23 protein-coding genes and 1 riboswitch are annotated in these 22038 nt (G+C 73.5%); of the genes, 9 read left to right on the top strand and 14 right to left on the bottom strand.

Going from position 1 to position 22038, the window contains the following annotated elements:
* The first annotated feature begins 24 nt into the window (after positions 1–24).
* Both ACFY9E_RS21605 and ACFY9E_RS21610 read left to right on the top strand, forming a co-directional pair.
* Positions 25–516 (top strand): Lrp/AsnC family transcriptional regulator, encoded by a 492-nt coding sequence (locus ACFY9E_RS21605; RefSeq protein WP_283970851.1) that lies wholly within the window; start codon positions 25–27, stop codon positions 514–516.
* 31 nt (positions 517–547) lie between these two features.
* Positions 548–2239 carry a DUF885 family protein gene (locus ACFY9E_RS21610; RefSeq protein WP_390986355.1) on the top strand — a complete coding sequence of 564 codons (1692 nt, stop codon included), beginning with the start codon at positions 548–550 and terminating at the stop codon, positions 2237–2239.
* A gap of 19 nt (positions 2240–2258) precedes the next feature.
* Here the strand turns inward: ACFY9E_RS21610 and ACFY9E_RS21615 are convergent, their stop codons facing one another.
* Both ACFY9E_RS21615 and ACFY9E_RS21620 read right to left on the bottom strand, forming a co-directional pair.
* Positions 2259–2777, bottom strand: a complete 519-nt coding sequence (locus tag ACFY9E_RS21615; RefSeq protein WP_390986357.1) for an Imm21 family immunity protein — start codon at positions 2775–2777, stop codon at positions 2259–2261.
* Between the two features lie 44 nt (positions 2778–2821).
* Positions 2822–3295 carry a rhodanese-like domain-containing protein gene (locus ACFY9E_RS21620; protein WP_390986360.1) on the bottom strand — a complete coding sequence of 158 codons (474 nt, stop codon included), beginning with the start codon at positions 3293–3295 and terminating at the stop codon, positions 2822–2824.
* Between the two features lie 93 nt (positions 3296–3388).
* Here ACFY9E_RS21620 and ACFY9E_RS21625 point away from each other — a divergent pair, with 93 nt between their 5' ends.
* Positions 3389–3835 carry an AsnC family transcriptional regulator gene (locus tag ACFY9E_RS21625; protein WP_390986363.1) on the top strand — a complete coding sequence of 149 codons (447 nt, stop codon included), beginning with the start codon at positions 3389–3391 and terminating at the stop codon, positions 3833–3835.
* Positions 3836–3838: 3 nt separating this feature from the next.
* Here the strand turns inward: ACFY9E_RS21625 and ACFY9E_RS21630 are convergent, their stop codons facing one another.
* The 8 genes from ACFY9E_RS21630 to ACFY9E_RS21665 all read right to left on the bottom strand — a co-directional run bounded on the left by ACFY9E_RS21630 (position 3839) and on the right by ACFY9E_RS21665 (position 13149).
* Entirely contained in the window at positions 3839–6835 is a 2997-nt protein-coding gene (locus ACFY9E_RS21630; RefSeq protein ID WP_390986365.1) for an AAA family ATPase, read from the bottom strand.
* Positions 6832–7995: an exonuclease SbcCD subunit D C-terminal domain-containing protein gene (locus ACFY9E_RS21635; RefSeq protein ID WP_390986368.1), complete on the bottom strand. Its 1164-nt coding sequence runs from the start codon at positions 7993–7995 to the stop codon at positions 6832–6834. Before ACFY9E_RS21635 ends, ACFY9E_RS21630 begins: the two co-directional genes overlap by 4 nt.
* 202 nt (positions 7996–8197) lie before the next feature.
* Positions 8198–8824: a YigZ family protein gene (locus tag ACFY9E_RS21640; protein WP_390986371.1), complete on the bottom strand. Its 627-nt coding sequence runs from the start codon at positions 8822–8824 to the stop codon at positions 8198–8200.
* A 9-nt stretch (positions 8825–8833) separates the two neighbouring features.
* Positions 8834–9394 (bottom strand): histidine phosphatase family protein, encoded by a 561-nt coding sequence (locus ACFY9E_RS21645; protein ID WP_390986373.1) that lies wholly within the window; start codon positions 9392–9394, stop codon positions 8834–8836.
* A complete protein-coding gene (locus ACFY9E_RS21650; RefSeq protein WP_390986375.1) occupies positions 9391–10110 on the bottom strand; it encodes a hypothetical protein in 720 nt (239 codons plus the stop codon). The genes ACFY9E_RS21645 and ACFY9E_RS21650 overlap by 4 nt, the downstream gene beginning before the upstream one ends.
* 100 nt (positions 10111–10210) lie before the next feature.
* A complete protein-coding gene (locus tag ACFY9E_RS21655) occupies positions 10211–11008 on the bottom strand; it encodes an ATP-binding cassette domain-containing protein (RefSeq protein WP_390986378.1) in 798 nt (265 codons plus the stop codon).
* Positions 11005–12003, bottom strand: coding sequence for an iron chelate uptake ABC transporter family permease subunit (locus ACFY9E_RS21660; RefSeq protein WP_390986652.1), 999 nt, complete (start codon positions 12001–12003; stop codon positions 11005–11007). Before ACFY9E_RS21660 ends, ACFY9E_RS21655 begins: the two co-directional genes overlap by 4 nt.
* Before the next feature lie 129 nt (positions 12004–12132).
* On the bottom strand, positions 12133–13149 hold the full coding sequence (locus ACFY9E_RS21665; protein ID WP_390986381.1) for an ABC transporter substrate-binding protein: 1017 nt from the start codon (positions 13147–13149) through the stop codon (positions 12133–12135).
* Between the two features lie 68 nt (positions 13150–13217).
* Positions 13218–13408, bottom strand: a riboswitch (cobalamin riboswitch).
* 82 nt (positions 13409–13490) lie between these two features.
* Between ACFY9E_RS21665 and ACFY9E_RS21670 the strand changes: the two genes are divergently transcribed.
* The 3 genes from ACFY9E_RS21670 to ACFY9E_RS21680 all read left to right on the top strand — a co-directional run bounded on the left by ACFY9E_RS21670 (position 13491) and on the right by ACFY9E_RS21680 (position 16903).
* Positions 13491–13919 (top strand): CoA-binding protein, encoded by a 429-nt coding sequence (locus tag ACFY9E_RS21670; protein ID WP_390986383.1) that lies wholly within the window; start codon positions 13491–13493, stop codon positions 13917–13919.
* A gap of 133 nt (positions 13920–14052) precedes the next feature.
* Complete coding sequence (locus ACFY9E_RS21675) at positions 14053–15657, top strand: amino acid permease (RefSeq protein WP_390986386.1); 1605 nt, start codon at positions 14053–14055, stop codon at positions 15655–15657.
* 22 nt (positions 15658–15679) lie between these two features.
* Positions 15680–16903 (top strand): 4-hydroxybenzoate 3-monooxygenase, encoded by a 1224-nt coding sequence (locus ACFY9E_RS21680; protein WP_390986388.1) that lies wholly within the window; start codon positions 15680–15682, stop codon positions 16901–16903.
* A gap of 1 nt (position 16904) precedes the next feature.
* Here ACFY9E_RS21680 and ACFY9E_RS21685 read toward each other — a convergent pair whose 3' ends face one another.
* Positions 16905–17264, bottom strand: coding sequence for a metalloregulator ArsR/SmtB family transcription factor (locus tag ACFY9E_RS21685; RefSeq protein WP_390986391.1), 360 nt, complete (start codon positions 17262–17264; stop codon positions 16905–16907).
* A gap of 63 nt (positions 17265–17327) precedes the next feature.
* On the opposite strand from ACFY9E_RS21685, the gene ACFY9E_RS21690 reads away from it, so the two are divergent.
* Positions 17328–18392 carry a cation diffusion facilitator family transporter gene (locus ACFY9E_RS21690; protein WP_390986393.1) on the top strand — a complete coding sequence of 355 codons (1065 nt, stop codon included), beginning with the start codon at positions 17328–17330 and terminating at the stop codon, positions 18390–18392.
* Between the two features lies 1 nt (position 18393).
* Here the strand turns inward: ACFY9E_RS21690 and ACFY9E_RS21695 are convergent, their stop codons facing one another.
* Together ACFY9E_RS21695 and ACFY9E_RS21700 are read right to left on the bottom strand one after the other, a co-directional pair.
* A complete protein-coding gene (locus ACFY9E_RS21695; RefSeq protein ID WP_390986395.1) occupies positions 18394–18951 on the bottom strand; it encodes a YbaK/EbsC family protein in 558 nt (185 codons plus the stop codon).
* 43 nt (positions 18952–18994) lie between these two features.
* Positions 18995–19567 carry a cupin domain-containing protein gene (locus tag ACFY9E_RS21700; protein ID WP_390986396.1) on the bottom strand — a complete coding sequence of 191 codons (573 nt, stop codon included), beginning with the start codon at positions 19565–19567 and terminating at the stop codon, positions 18995–18997.
* A 97-nt stretch (positions 19568–19664) separates the two neighbouring features.
* On the opposite strand from ACFY9E_RS21700, the gene ACFY9E_RS21705 reads away from it, so the two are divergent.
* Positions 19665–20522, top strand: a complete 858-nt coding sequence (locus tag ACFY9E_RS21705) for an EamA family transporter (RefSeq protein WP_390986399.1) — start codon at positions 19665–19667, stop codon at positions 20520–20522.
* Between the two features lie 67 nt (positions 20523–20589).
* Here the strand turns inward: ACFY9E_RS21705 and ACFY9E_RS21710 are convergent, their stop codons facing one another.
* Positions 20590–21390, bottom strand: coding sequence for a DapH/DapD/GlmU-related protein (locus ACFY9E_RS21710; RefSeq protein ID WP_390986401.1), 801 nt, complete (start codon positions 21388–21390; stop codon positions 20590–20592).
* 111 nt (positions 21391–21501) lie between these two features.
* Between ACFY9E_RS21710 and ACFY9E_RS21715 the strand changes: the two genes are divergently transcribed.
* Entirely contained in the window at positions 21502–22029 is a 528-nt protein-coding gene (locus ACFY9E_RS21715; protein ID WP_390986404.1) for a DapH/DapD/GlmU-related protein, read from the top strand.
* Positions 22030–22038 lie beyond the last annotated feature (9 nt).

The following is a 22038-nucleotide window of genomic DNA, read 5'->3' on the forward strand; positions in this document are numbered from 1 at the left end:
GATGTCCCGTGCTACGTTCGGCGCATGGCTGAATCCGTCGTACTGGATCCGGTGGATCTCCATCTGTTGCGGCTGTTGCAGAACGACGCCCGGGCGACGTACCGGGATCTCGCCGCACAGGTCGGGGTGGCACCGTCGACCTGTCTGGACCGGGTGACGCGGCTGCGCCGCTCGGGCGTGATCCTCGGTCACCGGCTGGAGCTGGATCCGGCCAAGCTGGGGCGGGGCCTGGAAGCCCTGCTGTCGGTGCAGGTCAGACCGCACCGGCGGGAGCTGGTGGGGCCGTTCGTGGAGCGGATCCGGGCCCTGCCGGAGTCACGGACGGTCTTCCATCTGACCGGGCCCGACGACTATCTCGTGCACGTCGCGGTCGCCGACATGGCCGATCTCCAGCGGCTGGTGCTGGACGAGTTCACCTCGCGTCGGGAAGTGGCACGGGTGGAGACCCGGCTGATCTTCCAGCAGTGGGAGTGCGGGCCGCTGCTGCCGCCTTCGCCCTCGGCTCAATCCGCGTGACGTGTGCGGTCCGTCGTACGAGGATGGCCGCATGTCTGAGATCAAGAGCCCGCTGCCCCGTGAGGTCGCCGACGCGTACGTCGACGAGCTCGTCGCCCTCGATCCGATCACCGGTACGTTCCTCGGCGACAAGGAGAGTTCGAGCAGGTTGCCCGACACCTCGCCCGCGGGTCAGGAGGCGCTCGCGGAGCTGGCACGCCGGACGCTGGCCCGGCTGGACGAGGCCGAGCGGCTGCCCGGCGCGGACAGTGACATCGAACGACGTTGCGCGCGGCTGCTGCGCGAGCGGCTCAGCGCCGAACTCGCGGTGCACGAGGCCGACGAGAGCCTGCGTTCCGTCAGCAACCTGAGCTCCATCGCCCATGCGGTGCGGCAGGTGTTCACCGTGACGCCGGCGCAGTCGGAGGAGGACTGGGCGGCGATCGCCGAGCGGCTGCGCGCGGTCCCGGACGCGCTGGAGGGATACCGCCGTTCCCTCGCGCTCGGCCTGGAGCGGAAGCTGTACGGCGGGCCCCGCGCCACCGCCACCTTCGTGGGGCAGCTCGGCGAGTGGGCCGACGCCGACGGCGAGGGCCACGGCTGGTTCGAGCAGTACGCCGCCGCCGGCCCCGAGTCCCTGCGCTCGGAGCTGGACACCGCCGCCCGCTCGGCCACCGAGGCCGTCGTGCGCCTGCGCGACTGGATGCGGGACGTGTACGCGCCGGCGATCGAGGGCGCGCCGGACGTGGTGGGCCGGGAGCGGTACGCGCGCTGGGTGCGCTACTTCAACGGCACCGACCTCGACCTGGACGAGGCGTACGCCTACGGCTGGTCCGAGTACCACCGCCTCCTCGGCGAGATGAGGAGCGAGGCCGAGAAGATCCTGCCGGGCGCGGGCACGCCGTGGGAGGCGCTGGCCCACCTCGACGCGCAGGGCACGCACATCGAGGGCGTCGACGAGGTCCGCGACTGGCTCCAGAGCCTCATGGACGAGGCGATGGACGCGCTCGACGGCACCCACTTCGACCTCGCCGAGCGGGTGCGCCGGGTGGAGTCGCGCATCGCCCCTCCGGGCAGCGCCGCCGCCCCCTACTACACGCCGCCCTCGGACGACTTCTCGCGCCCGGGCTGCACCTGGCTGCCGACCATGGGCGAGACGCGCTTCCCGGTCTACGACCTGGTGTCGACCTGGTACCACGAGGGCGTTCCCGGCCACCACCTCCAGCTGGCCCAGTGGAAGCACGTGGCGCAGGACCTCTCCCGCTACCAGGCGAGCGTCGGCATGGTGAGCGCCAACGCCGAGGGCTGGGCGCTGTACGCGGAGCGGCTGATGGACGAACTGGGCTTCCTGACGGACCCGGAGCGCCGGCTCGGCTACCTGGACGCCCAGATGATGCGGGCGGTGCGCGTCATCATCGACATCGGCATGCACCTGGAGCTGACGATCCCGGACGACTCGCCCTTCCACCCCGGGGAGCGCTGGACGCCCGAGCTGGCGCAGGAGTTCTTCGGCTCGCACAGCAGCCGCCCGGCCGACTTCGTGGAGAGCGAGCTGACGCGCTACCTGTCCATGCCGGGCCAGGCGATCGGCTACAAGCTCGGCGAGCGGGCCTGGCTGCTGGGCCGCGACAACGCCCGCGAGCGGCACGGCGACGCCTTCGACCCGAAGGCGTGGCACATGGCGGCGCTGTCCCAGGGCTCGCTGGGGCTGGACGACCTGGTGGACGAACTGTCCCAGCTGTAGGCGCCGCTGCGGGGTGTCGCTACCGCGGCGCCAGGAGGCGCAGCTCGATCAGGTCCAGCCAGGTCTCCGGGCCCGGCTGGACCCTCGCCGCGCGGACCGCGTACCTCCCCGGTTCCAGGACCACCCGTACCTGGTCGGTGCCCGCGAGGTCCGTCCCGGGCCAGGCCGCGTCGAAGAGGCGGACGGGACCGGGCACCTTCCAGGTCGTCTCCGGTCCCCATTCCGCCGTGGCGGTCGCCGGCGGGACGCTCGCCAGGAGTTCGTCCTCGGAGTTGCCGGCGCACCACCGGACGAACATGCCGTGGTCGGGCAGATAGGCGGTCGAGGCGGGCTCGTCGCCCAGGACCAGGGCGGTGCAGTCGCCGACCGGGAGGAGACCGACGTGACCGTCCACCTCGCAGGCCCGGTCGTAGTCCGAGGCCGTCTCCTCGCCGTCGGCACCCGCCCAGAAGGGCAGGACGGTCTCCGGTACCGCTATCAGCGGCCCGCCGCCCGACTCCACCCATTCCACCGCGCCCGGTTCCGCGTATCGCACCATGGCGCAGAACCTACAGGGTCAACTCACCGCCGCCGACCGGGGGTTCAGCAGCCGCAGCGGCCGGTGTCCACGGGGGCCGTCAGGGGGTCCGGGGCCCGGCGCTCGCGCCCCTGCCAGGTGTCGAACGCGAGGCCCTCGCGCACCCAGTACTCGAAGCCGCCGAGCATCTCCTTGACCCGGTAGCCGAGTTCGGCGAAGGCGAGGGCCGCGCGGGCGGCGCCGTTGCAGCCGGGACCCCAGCAGTACGTCACGACCGGCACCGACCGGTCGAGGAGCTGCCCCGCCCGCTGGGGGACGAGCGCGGTCGGCAGGTGGAGCGCGCCGGGGATGTGTCCCTGGTCCCAGGCCTCGGTGGAGCGTGTGTCGACGAGGACGAAGCCGGGGTCACCGCCGGCGTCGAGGGCGGCGGCGACGTCGGAGACGTCGGTGTGGAAGGCGAGGCCGGCGCGGAAGTGGGCGGCGGCCTCGGCCGGAGCGGCGGGGGCGAGACGCAGCACGGGGTTCACGGTGGTGGTCATGCCGAAAACCTACGGCCACCGGTTCCGTCCCTGAAGTGATGATCCCCGGTGCTCCGCTTGATCCGCCGGGGATTCCCCTGCTATTCCTCGGGCATGACCGCGTATTCCCCGGACGCCACCGACTGGCGCATCCTCGACGTCCTCCAGCGGGAGGGCCGGGCCGGTTTCGCCGAGCTGGCTCGCGCCGTGTCCATGTCCGCGAGCGCGGTCACCGAGCGGGTGCGCCGCATGGAGGAGGCCGGGGTCATCCGGGGCTACACGGCGGTGGTCGATCCGGAAGCGCTGGGCCTGCCGATCCTGGCGTTCGTGCGTCTTCGGTATCCGAACGGCAACTACAAGCCCTTCCACGACCTGGTCGCCGTCACGCCCGAGATCCTGGAGGCGCACCACGTCACGGGGGACGACTGCTTCGTCATCAAGGTCACGGCCCGCTCGATGCGTCACCTGGAGGAGGTGTCCGGGAAGATCGGGGCGCTGGGCTCGGTGACCACGAGCGTGGTGTACTCCTCGCCCCTCCCCCGGCGCCCCCTGGGCCGCTGAACCCTAACCGGCGCCGCGCTGGCGCAGCGCCGACCCGGACCGGCCCTTGACCACTTCGAGCTGGGCGTGGATGCGGCGCCGCAGGTCGGGGACATGGCTGACGATGCCGACGCTGCGGTCGCGTTCGCGCAGCGAGTCGAGGACGTCGAGCACCTCGTCGAGGGTCTGGTCGTCGAGGCTGCCGAAGCCCTCGTCGATGAAGAGGGTGTCCAGCCGCACCCCGCCCGCCTCGTCCGTGACGACGTCCGCGAGGCCCAGGGCCAGGGCGAGCGAGGCGAAGAACGTCTCGCCGCCCGACAGCGTCGCCGTGTCCCGCTCCCGGCCGGTCCAGGCGTCGACGACGTGCAGCCCGAGCCCGCTGCGGCCGCGTCCGGTGCGGTCGTCGGAGTGGACGAGGGTGTAGCGGCCGGACGACATGCGGCGCAGCCGCACGGTCGCGGCGGCGGCGACCTGCTCCAGCCGGGCCGCCAGGACGTACGACTCCAGGCGCATCCGGCGTTCGTTGTCCGCCGAGGTACCCGCGGCGAGGCCGGCCATCCGGGCGACGCGGTCGTACTCCTCGCGCAGCGGCGCCAGCCGCCGCACGGCGGCCGCGGCCCGGGCGGACAGCCGGTCGAGTTCCGCGCAGCGCCGGCCGGCGGCGTCGTGGGCGGAGGCGGCGTCGCGCAGCCGCCGGGCCGCCTCGTCGGCGGCCCGTTGCGCCGCGGCCAGGTCGGCCTGCGGTGCGCGGGCCGCCGCGGCCGTGTCGGCCTCGGCGAGGACGGCCCGTACGGCGGCCTCCTCGTGCTGCCAGGCGTCCAGTCGGCGTTGCAGTGCGCGGTGGGCGGCGTTGTCGAGGAGGGCGTCGGCCGCGGCCTGCGGGGTTTCGAAGCCGGCCCGGAAGGCGGCGTCGGCGAGCCGGGCGTCGGCGTCCTTGAGCCGCTGGGCGGTGTCCTCGGCGACGCGGGCGGCGTCGGCGGCGTCGGTGAGCAGCGCGGTCCGCCGCTCCAGCTGTGCGGCTCGCGCGGCGACACTGTCCAGGGAACCCCTCGCCCGGTCCAGTTCCTCCTCCAGGGCGGCCCGTTCGCGGTCCAGCCGCTCCCGGTGACCGACGCGTGCGGCAGTCCGCACGGCGGCCTCCTGCCGGGCGGCGAGGCGCCGTTCGTGCTCCTGCCCGGCCTGCCGCAGCCGCTCCTGCGCAAAGTGCAGTTCGGCGGCGGCGGTGCGGGCCTGCGCGTACTGCTCCTCCACCTGTTCGAGTTCTTCGGCCAGTCGGTCGGTGGGGGTGTCACCGGCCTCGGCGGTGGCAGCGGCCAGTGCCTCCCGTACGGCGCCGAGGCGCCGTTCGGCCTCGGCGCGCTGTTCGTCGGCGCGCTGGTAGGCGGTGAGCGCGTGCTCCTCCGCCTCGCGGTCGACGTGCCCGGCGACCTTGCGGGCCGGGGCGGGGTGTTCGGTGGCGCCGCAGACGGCGCAGGGTTCGCCCTCCGTGAGGTGGGCGGCCAGTTCGGCGGCGATGCCGTTCAGGCGCTGTTCCTTGAGGTCGAGCCAGTGCTGCTTGGCCGCCAGCGTCTCGTCCCGCGCGGTGCGGACCCGGTCGACCGCCTGGTCCGTGTCCTGGGCGAGCCGGTCGCGCAGGCGCGCCGCCCGGAGCCGCTGCCGGGCGGGCTCGCGCCGCACGGCGAGCTGCTCGGCGAGGGCCGCGGCCTGTTGCGCGGCCTCCACCCGGTCCTGGAGTCGGGTGCGCGTCGACTCCCAGCCGTCGAGCCAGGCCTCCGCCTCCTGGAGGAGGTCCGTGTCGGCGCGCTCCTGCCGGCTCAGGCCGGCGCGTTCGTCGAGGAGTTCGGCCAGCCGCCGCTCGGCGCGGCGGGCCGAGTCGAGCCCGCCCAGTTCCTCGGCGGCCCGGCGGGCGGCGGCGGCGAGTCCGGCCGCGCCCGCGTCGGCGAAGGTCTCCGGGAGCAGGGCACGGGCACGCGCCTCGGCGGCCGCGGCCCGGCGGTGTTCGGCTTCGGCGGATTCCCGCAGGTCCAGGGCGGGCGCGACCGCTTCGGCCTTGCGGGCCCGCTCCATGAGCGCCTGCGCCTCCCGGTAGGCCTCGGCACCGTGCTCCAGGCGCGCCGCCCGGTCCCGCGCCTCCGCGAACCGCCGCTGGAGCCGGTCCAGTTCGCGGACGTCGTCCAGGGCACGGCCGGCGGCGGCCTGGGCGGACTCGGCCGCGGTGAGCGTGCACGCGGCGACGGTGAGTTGTTCGCGGGCGGTGCTGCGGGCGACGGCGGCGGCACTCAGTACGGCCTCGGCGAGTCCCGGTTCGCCGGGGGCGAGTTCGGGCAGCTCCATGGCGTCGCCCGCGGCCTGCTGCATGCGGTGGGCGTCGGCCAGCAGTTCCGCGTCCCCGTCGCGCACCTGGGCCTCGGTGACGCGGCGGCGCTCGGCGAGGCGCTTCTCGACGTCGGCGAAGCGGCGGGTGTCGAACAGCCGGCCCAGCAGTTTGCCGCGAGCCTCGGCGTCGGCGCGCAGGAACCGGGCGAAGTCGCCCTGCGGCAGCAGCACGACCTGGCAGAACTGCTCCCGGCTCATGCCGAGCAGCTGGGTGATCTCCTCACCGATCTCCTGGTGGGAGCGGCTCAGGTCCTTCCAGGCGCCTGCCGTCGGGTCGTACTCGCGCAGCCAGGTCTGGGCCTTGTCGAGTGTCGTGCCGGTGCCGCGCTTCTTGGGGCGCTCCCAGGGCGGCTGGCGGGTGACCTCCAGGCGGCGTCCGGCGACGGTGAGTTCGAGGGTGACCTCGGTGCGGGTCGCGGGCGCGGCGTGGTCGCTGCGCAGGGTGGTGCCCTGGCCGCCGCCCTGCCGGGCACCGGGCACCGAGCCGTAGAGGGCGTAGCAGACGGCGTCGAGGACGGACGTCTTGCCCGCGCCGGTGGGTCCGTGCAGCAGGAACAGCCCGGCCGTCGACAGTTCGTCGAAGTCGACCGTCTGGGTGCCTCCGAAGGGCCCGAAGGCGGTGAGAGCGAGCCGGTGGAGCCTCACCGGGCCACCTCCCGCACGGTCTCGTCGGCCCGCACCGCGTCGAACGCGTCCCGCAGCACGCCCTGTTCGTGCGGGTCGGGCCCGGCGCCGCGCACATGGGCGACGAAGTCCTCCGCGATCTCCTGGTCGCTGCGGCCGGCGAGCCGCCGGGCGTACGACACCTCGGACTCGTCCTCGTCGCGGTCGGGGTCGAAGACGAGGCTGAGCGTGTGCGGGAAACGCTCGGTGAGCCGGGCCATCGGGTCGGCCGGGCGGACGGGGTCGGTGAGGGTCGCCTCGACCCACGCCTCCTCGTGCCGTGCCAGGTCCGGGTCGGCGAGCAGGTCTTCCAGGGTGCCCCGGATCCGGGCCAGGGCGCGGGGCACGGGGCAGTCGACGCGCTCGGCGTCGACGGAGCCGTCCGCGGCCAGGTCGACCAGCCACATGCTCTTGCGGTGGGCGGCCTCCGAGAAGGAGTAGGGCAGCGGGGAACCGGAGTAGCGGACGCGGTCGGTGAGGGTCTGGCAGCCGTGCAGATGACCGAGCGCCACGTAGTCGACGCCGTCGAACACCCCGGCGGGCACCGCGGCGACGCCGCCGACGGTGATGTCCCGCTCGCTGTCACTGGGTTCGCCGCCGGTGACGAAGGCGTGCGCGAGGACCACGGAGCGGGTGCCGGGCGCGCGGGTGCCGAGGTCGGCACGGACCCGGTCCATGGCGGCGGCGAGCACGGCCTCGTGCCCGGCCTTCTCCACGCCGAACTCGTCCTTCACCAGAGCCGGTTCGAGGTAGGGCAGACCGTAGAAGGCGACGTCGCCGTGGGCGTCGGGCAGCACCACCGGGGTGCCGGCGGCCGACGGCTCGGTCCGCAGGTGGATGCCGGCCCGCCCGATCAGTCCGGCACCGACGCCGAGCCGGCGGGCCGAGTCGTGGTTGCCGGAGATCATCACCGTCGGCACGCCGAGGTCGGCGAGGCGGTGCAGGGCGTCGTCGAACAGTTCGACCGCGGCGAGCGGCGGCACCGCCCGGTCGTACACGTCCCCCGACACCACCAGCGCGTCCACAGCCCGCTCCCGGACGGTCGTGACGAGGTGGCCGATGAACTCGGTCTGGGCACCGAGCATGTTCACCCGGTGGAAGGCCCGGCCGAGGTGCCAGTCGGACGTGTGCAGCAGTCTCACGACCCCGCCCCGACCCGCATGTCTCCCCCTGCTTCCCGCACCACCAGCGCGAGCCGGTACGGCTCGCTGTCAGCACCCACCACGCTAACGCGTGCGGGCATCTGCTCCACCACGAACCTCGGCAAGCCACGCCTGTCCGGCGCCGATTCAGGAGACATGTCCGTATGTGTACCGAGAAAACGCCGCCGGGTGGAGCCGCGCGTCACGCGTCGCCGTACGCCTCCCCGCCCGGTTCGAAGCCGGCCGTCCCGGCGGTGGCGTCGGCGAGCCAGGACCGGAAGGCCTCCACGTCGGCGTCCGGAAGCGCGATCTCGATCGTGACGGCCTCCGCGTAGCGCACGTCGCGGACCTCGCGTCCGGTGGTGCGCAGGTCGTTCTCGAGTTTGCCGGCGCGCTGGTGGTCGACGGTGACCGTGGCCAGCCGGAACCTGCGGCGGGTGCGGGTGCCGAGGCTGTCCAGCGCCTCGCCGACCGCTCCTCCGTACGCCCGGATGAGCCCGCCGGCGCCGAGTTTGACCCCGCCGTAGTAGCGGGTGACGACGGCGACGACGTACCGCATGTCCCGGCGCAGCAGCATCTGGAGCATGGGGACGCCCGCCGTGCCGCCGGGTTCGCCGTCGTCGCTCGCCTTCTGGACGGAGGCGTCGGCGCCGATGACGTAGGCCCAGCAGTTGTGGCTGGCGTCGGCGTGCTCCTTGCGGACCGCGGCGATGAAGTCCTGGGCCTCCTGCTCGGTGGCCGCCGGGGCGAGGGCGCACAGGAAGCGGGAGCGGTTGACCTCGGTCTCGTGCACGCCGGCGGCGGTGACCGTGCGGTATTCGTCCTGCATCCGGCCAGCCTATGCGCGGCCCGGGGGCTGCTTCTTCGCGCCCCGGGGCACGATCACGGACGTGAGCAGCGCGGTGCCGGGGGCGAGGGCCCGCCAGGCGGTGCCGCGCCAGGACAGCACGGCGATCGCCGAGGTGGGGAACTTCGTACGGACCTGCTCCAGGGTGTCGTCGAGGCCGTCACCGGCGAGGGCCAGGACCAGTTCCTCCAAGCCCGGGTTGTGCCCGATCAGGAGCAGGGTCTCCACCTCGGCGGGCACCTCGTGCACGACAGCCAGCAGGCCGGACGGGCCGGCGGCGTAGATGCGGCGGTCGTGCCGGACCGGCGGGGGCGTGCCCCACTCGGCCGCGGCCAGGTCCCAGGTCCGGCGGGCGCGGACGGCGGTGGAGCACAGAGCGAGGTCCGGCAGGAGGTCGGCGTCGGCCAGGACCCGCCCGGCCGCGGGGGCGTCCCGGCGGCCCCGCGGGGCGAGGGGACGTTCGTGGTCGGCGACGTCCAGGGGCCAGGAGGACTTGGCGTGCCGCAGCACGATCAGGCGGCGCAGCGGACCCGCTCCGGCGCGTTCGATCATGACGGTGACCCCAGGTCGCGGGTGAGTTCGAGGCCGAGGAGCCGGTCGGCGTAGGCGTACGTCTCGAAGCGTGCGCCGTCGGCGAGGTCCGGCTCGGTCTCGACGTGGCGCAGGACGTCCAGCACCCCGGGCACGTCCAGGTCGTCCTCCCAGGCGTCGCGCAGCCGCCCCCGCACGTCGTCGGGGATCGGCCGCGAGGGCTGCCGCGCCCAGCGGGCGACCGCGCTGCGCCAGCGGGCGAGGGTGGCGCGGGCGTCGTCGAGGGAGGCCCTTTCCAGCCGGACGGGCGCGCTGTGGTGCCGGGTGAGCAGGGCCAGGCGCAGGGCGGCGGGATCGGAGTGGTCGGGCGGGTCCACCTCCACCGGCGCGACGGCGATCCGCACCCCGTCGGGCAGCGGCCCGTCCTCGGCGGCGACGACGTGGACGACCTGGGCCTCGCCCAGTCCGGCGCCGACGTCGGGGCTGTCCTCGAAGGGGTGCATGCCGAGGCTCGCGGCATCCGCACGCAGTTCCGCCTGCCTGCGGCCGCCGGTCAGCAGCGCCCACACCGGTGTGCCGCCGAGTTCCAGGGCCCGGACGAGGAGGTCCCCGACGAGCAGCACCCGCAGGTTCGTCGTGTCGGAGCCGGGCGCGTGCACCACGACACGGGTCAGGCCCCGGCGGGCCGGGGCGGCGTCGACCGGCTCATGGCTTCGGGCGTCGATGATGCGCAGCACGGGGTGAGCGTAGGCGGGCGGACACGCACACGCGGGCAGGTTCGCCGTTTTCGGGCCACCGTGGCGCGATCGCCCCAACCGGTGGCCTGTCCGGCTCCTCTCAGGCAAGCGTCCCCAGGAACCGCACGTGCGGCCGCCCCTCGTGCCCTTCACGGCTGACATCGGCCCGTACCCCGTACACCTCGGCGATGAGCTCCTCCGTGAGGACGTCCCCCGGAGTGCCCCCGGCCACGACCCGCCCCGCGCACAGCACGACGACCTGATCGCAGTACATCGCCGCGAGGTTGAGGTCGTGCAGGGCGACCACGGTGGTGACCGGAAGACCCGTGACGAGGGTGAGCAGGTCGAGCTGGTGGTGGATGTCGAGGTGGTTGGTGGGCTCGTCGAGGAGGAGTTCGCGGGGTTCCTGGGCGAGCGCGCGGGCGATCTGCACCCGCTGGCGTTCGCCGCCCGAGAGGGTGTGCCAGGGCTGGGCGCAACGGCCGGTGAGGCCCGTGCGCTCCAGGGCGGCGCGCACGGCCCGCTCGTCGTCCGCGGAGGCGGGCGCCCAGGCCCGCCGGTGCGGGACGCGGCCCAGCCGTACGACGTCCTCCACCGTCAATTCGATCTGGGTGTCCGACTGTTGCTCGACGACGGCGAGGCGGCGTGCGACCGTGCGCCGGGGCAGCTCACCGAGTGGTGCGCCGTCGAGCGTGACGACTCCGGAGGTCGGCGTGAGCAGTCCGGCCAGCAGCCGCAGCAGCGTGGACTTGCCGGAGCCGTTGGGGCCGAGGACGCCGACGGTGGAGCCGGGCTCGGGCGCGAGGGCCACGCCGTCCAGGATGAGGCGTCCGTCGGCACGGCGACCGACCCGGTCGGCCCGCAGCCCCTCACCCTTCGAACGCCCGGTGCCGCTCACCGCACCCTCCGCGTCCGGTACAGCACCGCCACGAACGCCGGCACTCCGATCAGCGACGTCACGACCCCCACCGGAACCTCCTGCGGATCGAGGACGGTACGGGCCAGGGTGTCGACCCACACCAGGAACACCGCCCCCGCGAGAGCGGTGACCGGCAGAAGCCGTGCGTGCCCGGGACCGGTCAGGGCCCGGGCGGCGTGCGGCAGGACCAGCCCCACGAAGCCGATCGCCCCGGCCGAACTGACCAGGGCGGCCGTGAGCAGGGCCGTGACGCACAGCAGCACCAGGCGGGTGCGGGCGACGGACACCCCGAGCGCGGCCGCCGCGTCCTGCCCGAAGGCGAAGGCGTCGAGGGTACGCGCGTACGACAGGCACACCACCAACGCCAGGGCCAGCACCGCCAGGCACAGCCACACGTCGGTCCAGCCGGCGCCGCCGAGCGAGCCGAGGAGCCAGAACAGCACGCCGCGGGTCGTCTCGGCGTCGGCGGCGGTCATGACGACGAAGGAGGTGAGCGCGGAGAAGAGCTGCATGGCGGCGACGCCCGCGAGGACGACCCGGTCGGTGGTGCCGCCGAGGGTGTGACTGAGCAGCAGCACCAGCGCGAACGACAGCAGGGCGCCGAGGAACGCCCCGGCGGACACCGGGAGGGCGCCGCCGCCCACGCCGAGGACGACGACGAGGACCGCTCCGGTGGAGGCGCCCGAGGACACTCCGAGCACGAACGGGTCGGCGAGGGGATTGCGCAGCAGCGACTGCATCACCGCCCCGCACACGGCGAGTCCGGCCCCGCACACCGCGGCGAGCAGGGTGCGGGGCAACCGCAGCTGCCAGACGATCCCGTCCCGGATCGGCGTCAGCCCCGAGCTGCCGAGACCCAGGTGGGCGGCGACGACGGACCACACGTCGGCGACCCGGATGTCGGCGGGGCCGATGGTGATGGCCACGGCGAGGGAGGCGGCGAGCGCGACGGCCCCCGCCGCGCCCAGCGCGATCGACCCGGATGTCGGCGGGGCCGATGGTGATGGCCACGGCGAGGGAGGCGGCGAGCGCGACGGCCCCCGCCGCGCCCAGCGCGAGTCCGGCCCCGCGTCGGGCCCCGGGGGCCGGCTCGCTCCGGGTGGTCACTTCACCAGCCCGAACCGGCGCAGCCCCGCGGCCACCCGCTCCACGCCCTCGACGGTGCGGATGGTCGGGTTCATGGCCTGCCCGCTGAGCAGCACGTACCGCTTGTGCCGGACGGCGTCCATGTTCCTGGTGACGGGGTTGGACTCCAGGAAGGCGATCTTCTTCGCGGCCGACTCGGCGGTCTGCGACTTGCGGGTCAGGTCGCCGATGACGAGGACGTCGGGGTCGCGGTCGGCGACCGTCTCCCAGTTGACCTGCGGCCATTCCTCGCGGGTGTCGTCGAAGGCGTTCTTCGCGCCGAGGACCCGGGTGATGATGCCCGGCGCTCCGCAACAGCCGGCCGTGTAGGGCGACTCGGAGTTGGCGAACCAGTACAGGAGGGTGACGTCGGAGGCGTCGATGCCGGCCGTGGCCTTCTTCATGCGCTGCTGGAGGGAGGCCACGAGCTTGTCGCCCCGCTCCTTCACCCCGAACACGGTCGCGAGGTCCCGGACTTCGCCGTAGACGGTGTCGATGCCCAGGGCCTTGTCGCGTGCGCCGTCGCCGCCGCCGGAGTTGTCCTTGCCTGCGCAGTCGGACGGGGAGACGTAGGTGGGGACGCCGAGCTTCTCGAACTGCTCGCGGGTTGCGACGCCGCCCTTGCCGAGGGTGGAGACGAAGGACGCGGCGACGAAGTCGGGGTCGGCGTCCAGGACGCGTTCGAAGGACGGGTTGTCGTCGGCTAGGCGCGGCACCGACGCGTTGGCCTTCTCCAGCCCCTTCATCACCGGGTCGGTCCAGGTCGCGGTGCCCGCGAGGCGGTCGGTTAGACCGAGGGACAGCAGGATCTCGGTGGTGCCCTGGTTGAGGGAGACCGCGTGCCGCGGCGGGGTCTCGACGGCGACGTCGTGGCCACAGTTGACGAGCGTGACGGCGGCCTTCGCCGTCGTGGGTCCGGAGGCGCCGCAGCCGGTCAGGAGCAGGGAGCCGGCCGCGAGCAGGACGGCGGCACGGGCGGGTAGGGCGAGGGACACGGGAACCAGTCCTCAGGCGTCGAGGGCCCATTCGCGGAGCCCGGTCGTACGGTGCTCCCCCGCCGCATGCGGCCGCGGGGGCCGCCAGCAGGTCTTCGGACTCGGGTTCACCCGGATCGGAGCGCCTTCCCGGACGTCCACGAGGGAGTCCAGTGGCCGAGGCCCCGCCCGTCCCCCTCACCGCTGCGCGTCAGTTCCGGATTCGCACCGGATTCCCTGACCCACGTACATGGGTTCGACTGGCCTCGGCAAGCTATCACGGAGGCCGTCCGGGGAATCACCGCGCACCCCGCGCCGTTGACCCGGGAGCAGTTCGTCCACGACTCCCGAGGAGGCCGCCGGTGTACGGCGACGAGGCAACGGTCCGCAGGATTCTCACCGGGCTCGGCGACACCTGGGCCGTGGTGGGCCTGTCGTCGAACCGGCAGCGCGCGGCGTACGGCGTCGCCGCCGTGCTCCAGCGCTTCGGCAAGCGCGTCGTGCCGGTGCACCCGAAGGCGGAGACGGTGCACGGGGAGAAGGGGTACGCGAACCTGGCGGACATCCCCTTCGAGGTGGACGTGGTGGACGTCTTCGTGAACAGCGACCTCGCCGGAGCCGTCGCCGACGAGGCGGTCGCCAAGGGCGCGAAGGGCGTCTGGTTCCAGCTCGGCGTCATCGACGAAGCGGCGTACGACCGGACCCGGGCGGCGGGCCTGGAGATGGTGATGGACCGCTGCCCGGCGATCGAGATCCCACGGCTGTCTCATCACCGCGTACAGGAATCCTGAAGCGTTTCCCACGAAATCCCCGTGCCCGGTCAAGGCTGCACAACTCGTCTTCTGCGGTCGCCTGACCCCTTCCTAACCTGAGGCCTCTTGCTCGCCGAACTCCCCGAGTTCATCTCTGAGAGGCCCCGCATTCATGGAAAGAGACGGCCTGCGCCGGGAGGTCGGGCTGATCGGGCTCATGTGGGCCTCGGTCGGTTCCATCATCGGCTCGGGCTGGCTGTACGGCGCCGAGAAGGCCGTCGTGGCGGCCGGCCCCGCGGCGATCCTGTCCTGGCTCATCGGCGCGGTGGCGATCGTGCTGCTGGCCCTGGTGCACGCGGAACTGGGCGGCATGTTCCCGGTCGCGGGCGGCACGGCCCGCTACCCGCACTACGCGTTCGGCGGACTGGCCGGCATGTCCTTCGGCTGGTTCTCCTGGCTCCAGGCGGCGACCGTGGCACCGATCGAGGTCGAGGCCATGATCGGCTACGCCGGGCACTGGCACTGGGCACAGGGCTTCCAGCACGCGAAGGACGGGACGCTCACGACGAGCGGCTTCGCCGTCGCCGTCGTCCTGATGGCCGTGTTCGTCGTCGTCAACTTCCTCGGCGTGCGGATCCTGGCGCACACCAACAGCGCCGCCACCTGGTGGAAGGTGGCCGTGCCGCTGGCCGCGATCTTCATCATCGCGGCCGGCAACTTCCACCCGGGCAACTTCACCGAGCACGGTTTCGCCCCCTTCGGCGCCCACGGCGTGCTGAGCGCCGTCAGCTCCAGCGGCATCATCTTCGCTCTGCTGGGCTTCGAGCAGGCGATCCAGCTGGCGGGCGAGAGCCGCGACCCGCAGCGTGACCTGCCCCGCGCCACGATCGGCTCGGTCGCCATCGGCGCGGCCATCTACGTCCTGCTCCAGGTCGTCTTTATCGCCGCCCTGCCGCTGAGCTCCTTCGCGCACGGCTGGACCAAGCTCGACTACCCCGGCATCAGCGGTCCGTGGGCCGGACTCGCGACCCTGGTGGGTCTCGGCTGGCTGAGCGCGGTGCTGTACCTGGACGCGGTGGTCTCCCCCGGCGGCACCGGCCTGATCTACACGACGGCCACGTCCCGCGTCTCCTACGGTCTGGCCCGCAACGGTTACGCGCCGAAGCTCTTCGCCCGCACGGACGCGCGCGGCGTGCCGTGGTTCGGGCTGATCGTGTCCTTCGTGACCGGCGTGGTCTGCTTCCTGCCGTTCCCCAGCTGGCAGCAACTGGTCAGCTTCATCACCTCGGCGAGCGTGCTGATGTACGCGGGCGCCCCACTGGCCTACGGCGTCTTCGCGGACCGGCTGCCGCACCGGGAGCGCCCCTACCGCCTGCCCGGCGGGAAGGTCCTCTCGCCCCTGTCGTTCGTGGTGGCCGACCTCATCATCTACTGGTCCACCTGGGACACCCTGTGGCGGCTCGGCGTGGCCATCGTCCTCGGCTACGTCCTGCTCGGCGGCTACGCCTGGTACGCCGTCCGCAAGGGTCTGCCCGACGCGCCCCGCCTCGACTGGAGGGCCGCCCAGTGGCTGCCCGTGTACCTGCTGGGCATGGGCGTCATCTCCTGGCAGGGCGGTTTCGGCGGCCAGGGGCACCTCGGACTGTGGTGGGACGTCCTGGTCGTCGCCGTGTTCTCGCTGGCGATCTACTACTGGGCCCGTGCCTCGGCTTCCCGGACCGGGGAGATCGAGCGGAGCATCGAGGAGGTGGCCGTCGCGGAGGTGCCCGTGCACTGAGACCGGCCTCCATAATGTGCGCATGACCCACCCCGTGCCGCCCGTCAACTCCGGCGCCCCGCAACGCTTCCCGGTCGTTGTCGTGGGCGCCGGTCCCGCGGGGCTGACCGTCGGCAACATCCTGCGGGCCGCGTCCGTTGACTGTCTGGTGCTGGAGACGGAGACCCGGGAGTTCATAGAACAGCGGCCCCGGGCCGGGGTCATCGAGGAGTGGGCCGTACGCGGCCTGGAGAAGCGGGGCCTCGCCCGGAACCTGCTGGACCGCGCCGAGCTGCACACCGCGTGCGAGTTCCGCTTCGACGGGCAGCGTTACCGGTTCCCGTACGGCGAGCTGACGGGCAGCCATCACTTCGTCTACCCGCAGCCGTTGCTGGTGACGGACCTGGTGCGCGAGTACGCCGACGTCCGGGGCGGAGAGATCCGCTTCGGCGTCCGGGACGTGCGGATCCACGACCTCGACACCGACCGGCCCTGGGTCTCGTACACCTGCCCGGAGACGGGTGAAGGCCACGTGGTGCACTGCGACTTCGTCGCCGGCTGCGACGGGGCGCGCGGGGTGAGCCGGGCCTCGCTCCCGCCCGAGCGGGTCCGTATCGCGCGGCACGACTACGGCGTCGGCTGGCTGGCCCTGCTCGCCGAGGCCCCGCCGTCCGCCGACTGCGTGCTGTTCGGCTGCCACGCGCGCGGGTTCGCCGGCCAGATGCCCCGCAGCCCGGAGGTGACCCGCTACTACCTCCAGTGCCCGCCGGGCGACGACCCGGCGAACTGGCCGCACGAGCGTGTCTGGGCCGAGCTCCGGGAGCGGCTCGGGGCGGCCGGTGTGCCGCCGCTGACCGAGGGGCGGCTGATCGAGAAGCGCGTGCTGGACATGCACGACTACGTGGTCGAGCCGATGGTGCACGGCCGGCTGTTCCTCGCCGGCGACGCGGCCCATCTGGTCGCCCCCATCGCCGCCAAGGGCATGAACCTCGCCCTGCACGACGCCTTCCTGCTCGGCGACGCCCTGGCCGCCCGGCTGACCACCGGCGACGACAGCGGTCTCGGCGGCTACGCGGCGGCGTGCCTGCGGCGCGTGTGGGACTACCAGGAGTTCTCGCAGTGGCTGTCCGAGGTGTACCACGGCACGGCGGCGGGCGACCCGTTCCGCGCGGGCATCACGCTCGCCCGGCTGCGCCGCCTGTTCACCTCGCCCGCGGCGGCCGCCGCCTTCGCCGAGCAGTACCTCGGGACGGCGGCGCGGTACTGACTCAGTCGTGCGGGGGCCGGTCGCTGAGGCGGTGGTCGGCCACGTTCAGCGCCTCGTCGACGAGCCGGCGCAGATGGCCGTCGCGGAGTGCGTAGATCACCCGGCGGCCTTCCTTGCGCGTGTTCACCAGGCCCGCGAGGCGCAGTCGCGCCAGGTGCTGGCTGACGGCCGGCCTGGCCGCCCCGCACACTTCCGTGAGGGTCGTGACGTCGGCCTCTCCCCCGGTCAGCGCGTGCAGCAGAGCGAGCCGGGTCCGGTCCCCCAGCAGGGCGAGGAGTTCGGCGGCGAGTGCGAACTGCTCCTCGCCGGGGCTGCGCGGATGCGCATCATGCGCAGATGACAGGTGCATGCGTGCGCTCATACGCACATAATGGCGGCACGGGACGGGTACGTCCACTCTCGCGCGCACCGAAAGGGGATCCACGTGAGCGACCGGCACGAGCACTCCCACCCGCACCGCCACGACCACGGCAACGGCCACGGCCACGGCCACAGTCACAGCCACGGCCTGCGCCGGCGGATGAGCCACCTCCTCACCCCGCACTCCCACGAGACGGCCGACAAGGTCGACTCCGCGCTGGAGTCCTCGGCGCGCGGGATGCGTGCGCTGTGGGTCTCGCTCGCCGTCCTCGGCGTGACGGCACTGGCCCAGGCGGTCGTGGTGGCCCTGTCCGGATCGGTGGCACTGCTCGGGGACACGGTGCACAACGCCGCGGACGCACTGACCGCCGTGCCCCTCGGGATCGCCTTCGTGCTGGGCCGGCGCGCGGCCACCCGCCGCTTCACCTACGGCTACGGGCGGGCCGAGGACCTGGCCGGGCTCGTGATCGTGCTGACGATCGCCGCGTCCGCGGCCTTCGCGGGCTGGACGGCTGTCGACCGGCTGCTGGATCCGCGCCCGGTCCAGCACGTCCCGGCGGTCGCCGTGGCCGCTGTCGTCGGCTTCGCCGGCAACGAGTGGGTGGCCCGCTACCGCATCCGCGTCGGCCGCTCGATCGGCTCGGCCGCACTGGTCGCCGACGGACTGCACGCCCGCACGGACGGCTTCACCTCACTGGCCGTGCTGCTGGGCGCCGGGGGCTCGGCCCTGGGCTGGCAACTGGCCGACCCGATCGTCGGGCTGGCGATCACGGCGGCGATCGCGCTGGTGCTGCGCGACGCGGCCCGTGAGGTGTTCCGCCGGGTGATGGACGCCGTCGACCCGGCTCTGGTGGACCGGGCCGAGCGGGCCCTGGCCGAGGTGCCCGGGGTGCGGGGGGTGGGTGAGCTCCGGCTGCGCTGGATCGGCCACCGGCTGCGCGCCGAGGTGGCGGTCGTGGTGGACGGCGACGTGACGGTGCGCGAGGCACACCGCGTCGCCGTGGAGGCCGAGCACGCGCTGCTGCACGCGGTGCCGCGGCTGACCGCGGCCCTCGTGCACGCGGATCCGGAGCCGGCCCCGGGCGAGAGCGACCCCCACCTTCCGCTGGTCCACCACATCGCGGCGTAGGTCAGCGGACCCCGAGGTCCTCCAGTACGACGGCGCCCGGCAGTTCCGTGAACGCCTTGCCCGGGACGAGCAGCTTGCCGCGCCGCCGGCCGCTGCCGACCAGCACGTAGGGCAGGTCGACGACGGCGGCGTCCACCAGGACGGGCCAGCCGTCCGGCAGTCCGAGCGGGGTGATGCCGCCGTACTCCATGCCGGTCTCGCCGGTGGCCGTGTCCGTCGAGGCGAAGGACGCCTTGCGGGCACCGAGCCGGCGGCGCACGGCGCCGTTCACGTCGACCCGGGTGGTGGACAGCACTACACAGGCGGCGAGCGTGGACGCGCCACCCCGCTTGCCCGCGACGACCACGCAGTTCGCCGACCGCTCCAGCAGATCCTGCCCGTAGTGCTCCACGAAGGTGGCGGTGTCGGCCCACTCCGGGTCGGTGTCGACGTAGACGATGTGCTCGGCGGGGACGCTGCCCCGCCAGTGGCGTACGGCGTCGGCGACCGGGACGGTGAGTTCGTCGAGGCAGGCGGGGGCCGGGCGGGCGTTGTCGAAGTGTCCGATGGGTGCGCGCATGAGCGCACGCTAACAACAGCGGACCGGCGTCGGGCCGGGCGCCTTACGTCACGGGCGGCACCGAGACGGCCATGACCATCTCCATGGGCGCGTCGCCTGTGTTGCCGTAGATGTGCGGGACGTTGGCCTCGAAGTGGACGCTGGCGCCGGCGGGCACGCGGTGTTCGACGCCGTCGACGGTGAGGGTCAGCTCGCCCGCCGTGACGTGGAGCAGTTCGGTCGTGCCGGCGGGGTGCGGGTCCGAGGGGCTGCTCTCGCCGGGCATGAGCCGCCAGTCCCACATCTCCAGCGGGCCGGGCGCCTCGGTGCCCGCGAGGAGCCGGTTGTAGCTGCCGGCGTCGGTGTGCCACAGCCGTACGGCCTGCTCGGCGGGGATGACGCGGACGTTCGGGCCCTGCTCGTGGTCGAGCAGCGTGGTGATGCTGATCCCGAGCGCGTCACCGATCTTGACGACGGTGCCGAGGCTGGGGTTGGTGCGGGCCTGCTCGATCTGGATGAGCATGCCGCGACTGACGCCCGCCCGGGCGGCGAGCACGTCCAGGGTGAAGCCGCGCACCGCGCGCCAGTGCTTGACGCTCCGCGCCAGGGACTGGGTCAGCAGGTCGAGGTCCGACACGTTCCGTCCAATATTCTGTATGACACAGTACAGCGGGCTGCACTATGGTGTGGTTGACCTGATCGTTCACTGAACTGTACTGCGAGGTATCCACCCCATGACAGCGCTCTTCGCCCTGGCCACCAGCCTGCTGTGGGGGCTGGCCGACTTCGGCGGCGGCCTGCTGACCCGGCGCACGCCCGCGCTCACGGTGGTCGTCGTCTCGCAGTCGATCGCGGTGGCCGTGCTGGGCGTGGTCGTGGTGGCGACCGGCGGCTGGAGCGAGGCGGGGCCACGACTGTGGTTCGCGGTGGCGGCCGGGCTGGTCGGGCCGGTGGCGATGCTCGCCTTCTACAAGGCGCTCGCGCTGGGCCCGATGGGCGTGGTCTCGCCGCTGGGGTCGATCGGCGTGGCCGTGCCGGTCGGGGTGGGCCTGGTGCTGGGCGAACGCCCGGGTCTGCTGCAGTTCGCCGGCATCCTGGTCGCTGTCGCCGGTGTGTGCCTGGCCGGCGGCCCCCAGTTCCGCGGCGCTCCCGTCCAGCGCCAGGCCATCGGGCTGACCCTGCTCGCGGCGTTCGGCTTCGGCGCGGTCATGGCCCTGATCGCCGAGGCGTCGTCGACCCTCACGGGTCTGTTCCTCGCGTTGTTCGTGCAGCGGGTGACCAATGTCGCCGCCGGCGGCCTGGCGCTGTACGTCTCGGTGCGGCGCGGGTCGCCCGCACTCCCGGCGGACGGCTTCCCCTGGCACTCCCTGCCCGCCCTCGCCTTCGTCGGCCTCGCCGACGTCGCCGCGAACGGCACGTACTCGATCGCCGCGCAGCACGGCCCGGTGACGGTCGCCGCCGTGCTGGCCTCCCTGTACCCGGTGGTGACGGCCGTGGCGGCACGGGGCGTCCTCCGCGAACGGCTGCGGGCGATTCAGGCCGCGGGGGCGGGACTGGCCCTGGTGGGGACGGTGCTGCTGGCCTCGGGCTGATCCGGGCTCATACCCCAGGGGCGGCGCACCCCTCTCGTCCGGGCACCCGAGGATTCCCTCCCGGAGGTCAGGACGACCCCGGCTCCAGCTCCGCGAGACCCGCCGCCGCCTCCTCGTCCAGTTCGGCCAGCCGGGCCGCCGTCTCCTCGTCCAGGTCCGACAGCGCACGCAACTGCTCGGGGGTGACGCCCTCCGGTATCGGGACGGGCGCCGGCGTGCGCAGCGGGGGCTGCCAGCCGTCGGCCGGGGTCCAGCGTCGTACGACGCGGGCCGGTGCGCCCGCCACCACGGCGTGGTCCGGCACCGTGCCCCGGACGACGGCGCCCGCGGCGACCACCACGTTCCGCCCGATCCGGGCGCCCGGCAGGATCACCGCTCCCGTGCCGATCCAGCAGCCGGGCCCGATCTCCACCGGCTCCATCCGCGGCCACTGCTTGCCGATCGGCTCGTGCGGATCGTCGTAGGAGTGGTTCGTGGAGGTGACGTAGACGTACGGGCCGAAGTAGCAGTCGCTGCCGATCGTGACCGTGGTGTCGGCGATGACGTGGCTGCCGCGGCCCAGGACGACGCCGTCGCCGAGGCGCAGGATCGGGTCCGGGCCGAGGTCGAGGTCGGGCATGAGGCCCGCGGTCAGGGTGACCTGCTCGCCGATGATGCAGTGGGAGCCGAGGTGGATCCACGGTTCACCGAAGACCGTGCCGAGCGGGAAGGCGAGCCTGGTACCTGTTCCCATCGCGCCGAACCGGTACCGGCCGGGGTGCTCTGCGGTCACGGAGGCCGTCCGTTGCAGCCAGGCCCAGCCCGCGTGGACGGCGCGCTGGGTGAGGCCACGCCGCCAGGATGAGAACGTGTTCTTGCGCTTCGGCACCCGCTCACCGTACTCAGCGGCCGCTCACCCCGCGGCGTCCCATGCCTGTGATCTTCGCCCCACCGGGTGGCGTACGGTGTGCGCGTTGTCTACGACGCTTGGGAGGCGGACATGGGTCAGCGGGCGATGATCACGGGCATCGGCGGCAGGGAACCGGAGATCGACGAGTCCGCGTTCGTGGCGCCGACGGCGTCGGTGATCGGGAGCGTCACACTCGGGGCGGGCGCGAGCGTCTGGTACGGAGCCGTCGTGCGCGGCGACGTCGAGGCGATCTCCGTCGGGGCGAGCAGCAACGTCCAGGACAACTGCACCCTCCACGCCGACCCGGGGTTTCCCGTGAGCGTCGGTGAGCGCGTGAGCATCGGGCACAACGCGGTGGTGCACGGGGCGACCGTGGAGGACGACTGCCTGATCGGCATGGGGGCGACGGTGCTGAACGGCGCCGTGATCGGGGCCGGGTCGCTCGTCGCCGCGCAGGCCCTGGTGCCGCAGGGCATGGTGGTGCCGCCCGGTTCGCTGGTGGCGGGGGTTCCCGCGAAGGTGCGGCGGGAGCTGTCGGAGGAGGAGCGGCAGGGGGTCACCCTCAACGGCACGATGTACGCCGAGCTCGCCAAGGCGCACCGCGAGGTGCACGCGTAGCGGAAAGGC

Source organism: Streptomyces sp. NPDC012466 (assembly GCF_042955215.1).
Classification (GTDB): Bacteria; Actinomycetota; Actinomycetes; order Streptomycetales; family Streptomycetaceae; genus Streptomyces.

Bases quoted from the DNA above. Each gene is read 5' to 3' on its own strand.
- ACFY9E_RS21605 (WP_283970851.1), top strand. From the start codon at position 25: ATGGCTGAATCCGTCGTACTGGATCCGGTGGATCTCCATCTGTTGCGG.
- ACFY9E_RS21610 (WP_390986355.1), top strand. From the start codon at position 548: ATGTCTGAGATCAAGAGCCCGCTGCCCCGTGAGGTCGCCGACGCGTAC.
- ACFY9E_RS21615 (WP_390986357.1), bottom strand. From the start codon at position 2,777: ATGGTGCGATACGCGGAACCGGGCGCGGTGGAATGGGTGGAGTCGGGC.
- ACFY9E_RS21620 (WP_390986360.1), bottom strand. From the start codon at position 3,295: ATGACCACCACCGTGAACCCCGTGCTGCGTCTCGCCCCCGCCGCTCCG.
- ACFY9E_RS21625 (WP_390986363.1), top strand. From the start codon at position 3,389: ATGACCGCGTATTCCCCGGACGCCACCGACTGGCGCATCCTCGACGTC.
- ACFY9E_RS21640 (WP_390986371.1), bottom strand. From the start codon at position 8,824: ATGCAGGACGAATACCGCACGGTCACCGCCGCCGGCGTGCACGAGACC.
- ACFY9E_RS21645 (WP_390986373.1), bottom strand. From the start codon at position 9,394: ATGATCGAACGCGCCGGAGCGGGTCCGCTGCGCCGCCTGATCGTGCTG.
- ACFY9E_RS21675 (WP_390986386.1), top strand. From the start codon at position 14,053: ATGGAAAGAGACGGCCTGCGCCGGGAGGTCGGGCTGATCGGGCTCATG.
- ACFY9E_RS21680 (WP_390986388.1), top strand. From the start codon at position 15,680: ATGACCCACCCCGTGCCGCCCGTCAACTCCGGCGCCCCGCAACGCTTC.
- ACFY9E_RS21685 (WP_390986391.1), bottom strand. From the start codon at position 17,264: ATGAGCGCACGCATGCACCTGTCATCTGCGCATGATGCGCATCCGCGC.
- ACFY9E_RS21695 (WP_390986395.1), bottom strand. From the start codon at position 18,951: ATGCGCGCACCCATCGGACACTTCGACAACGCCCGCCCGGCCCCCGCC.
- ACFY9E_RS21705 (WP_390986399.1), top strand. From the start codon at position 19,665: ATGACAGCGCTCTTCGCCCTGGCCACCAGCCTGCTGTGGGGGCTGGCC.
- ACFY9E_RS21715 (WP_390986404.1), top strand. From the start codon at position 21,502: ATGGGTCAGCGGGCGATGATCACGGGCATCGGCGGCAGGGAACCGGAG.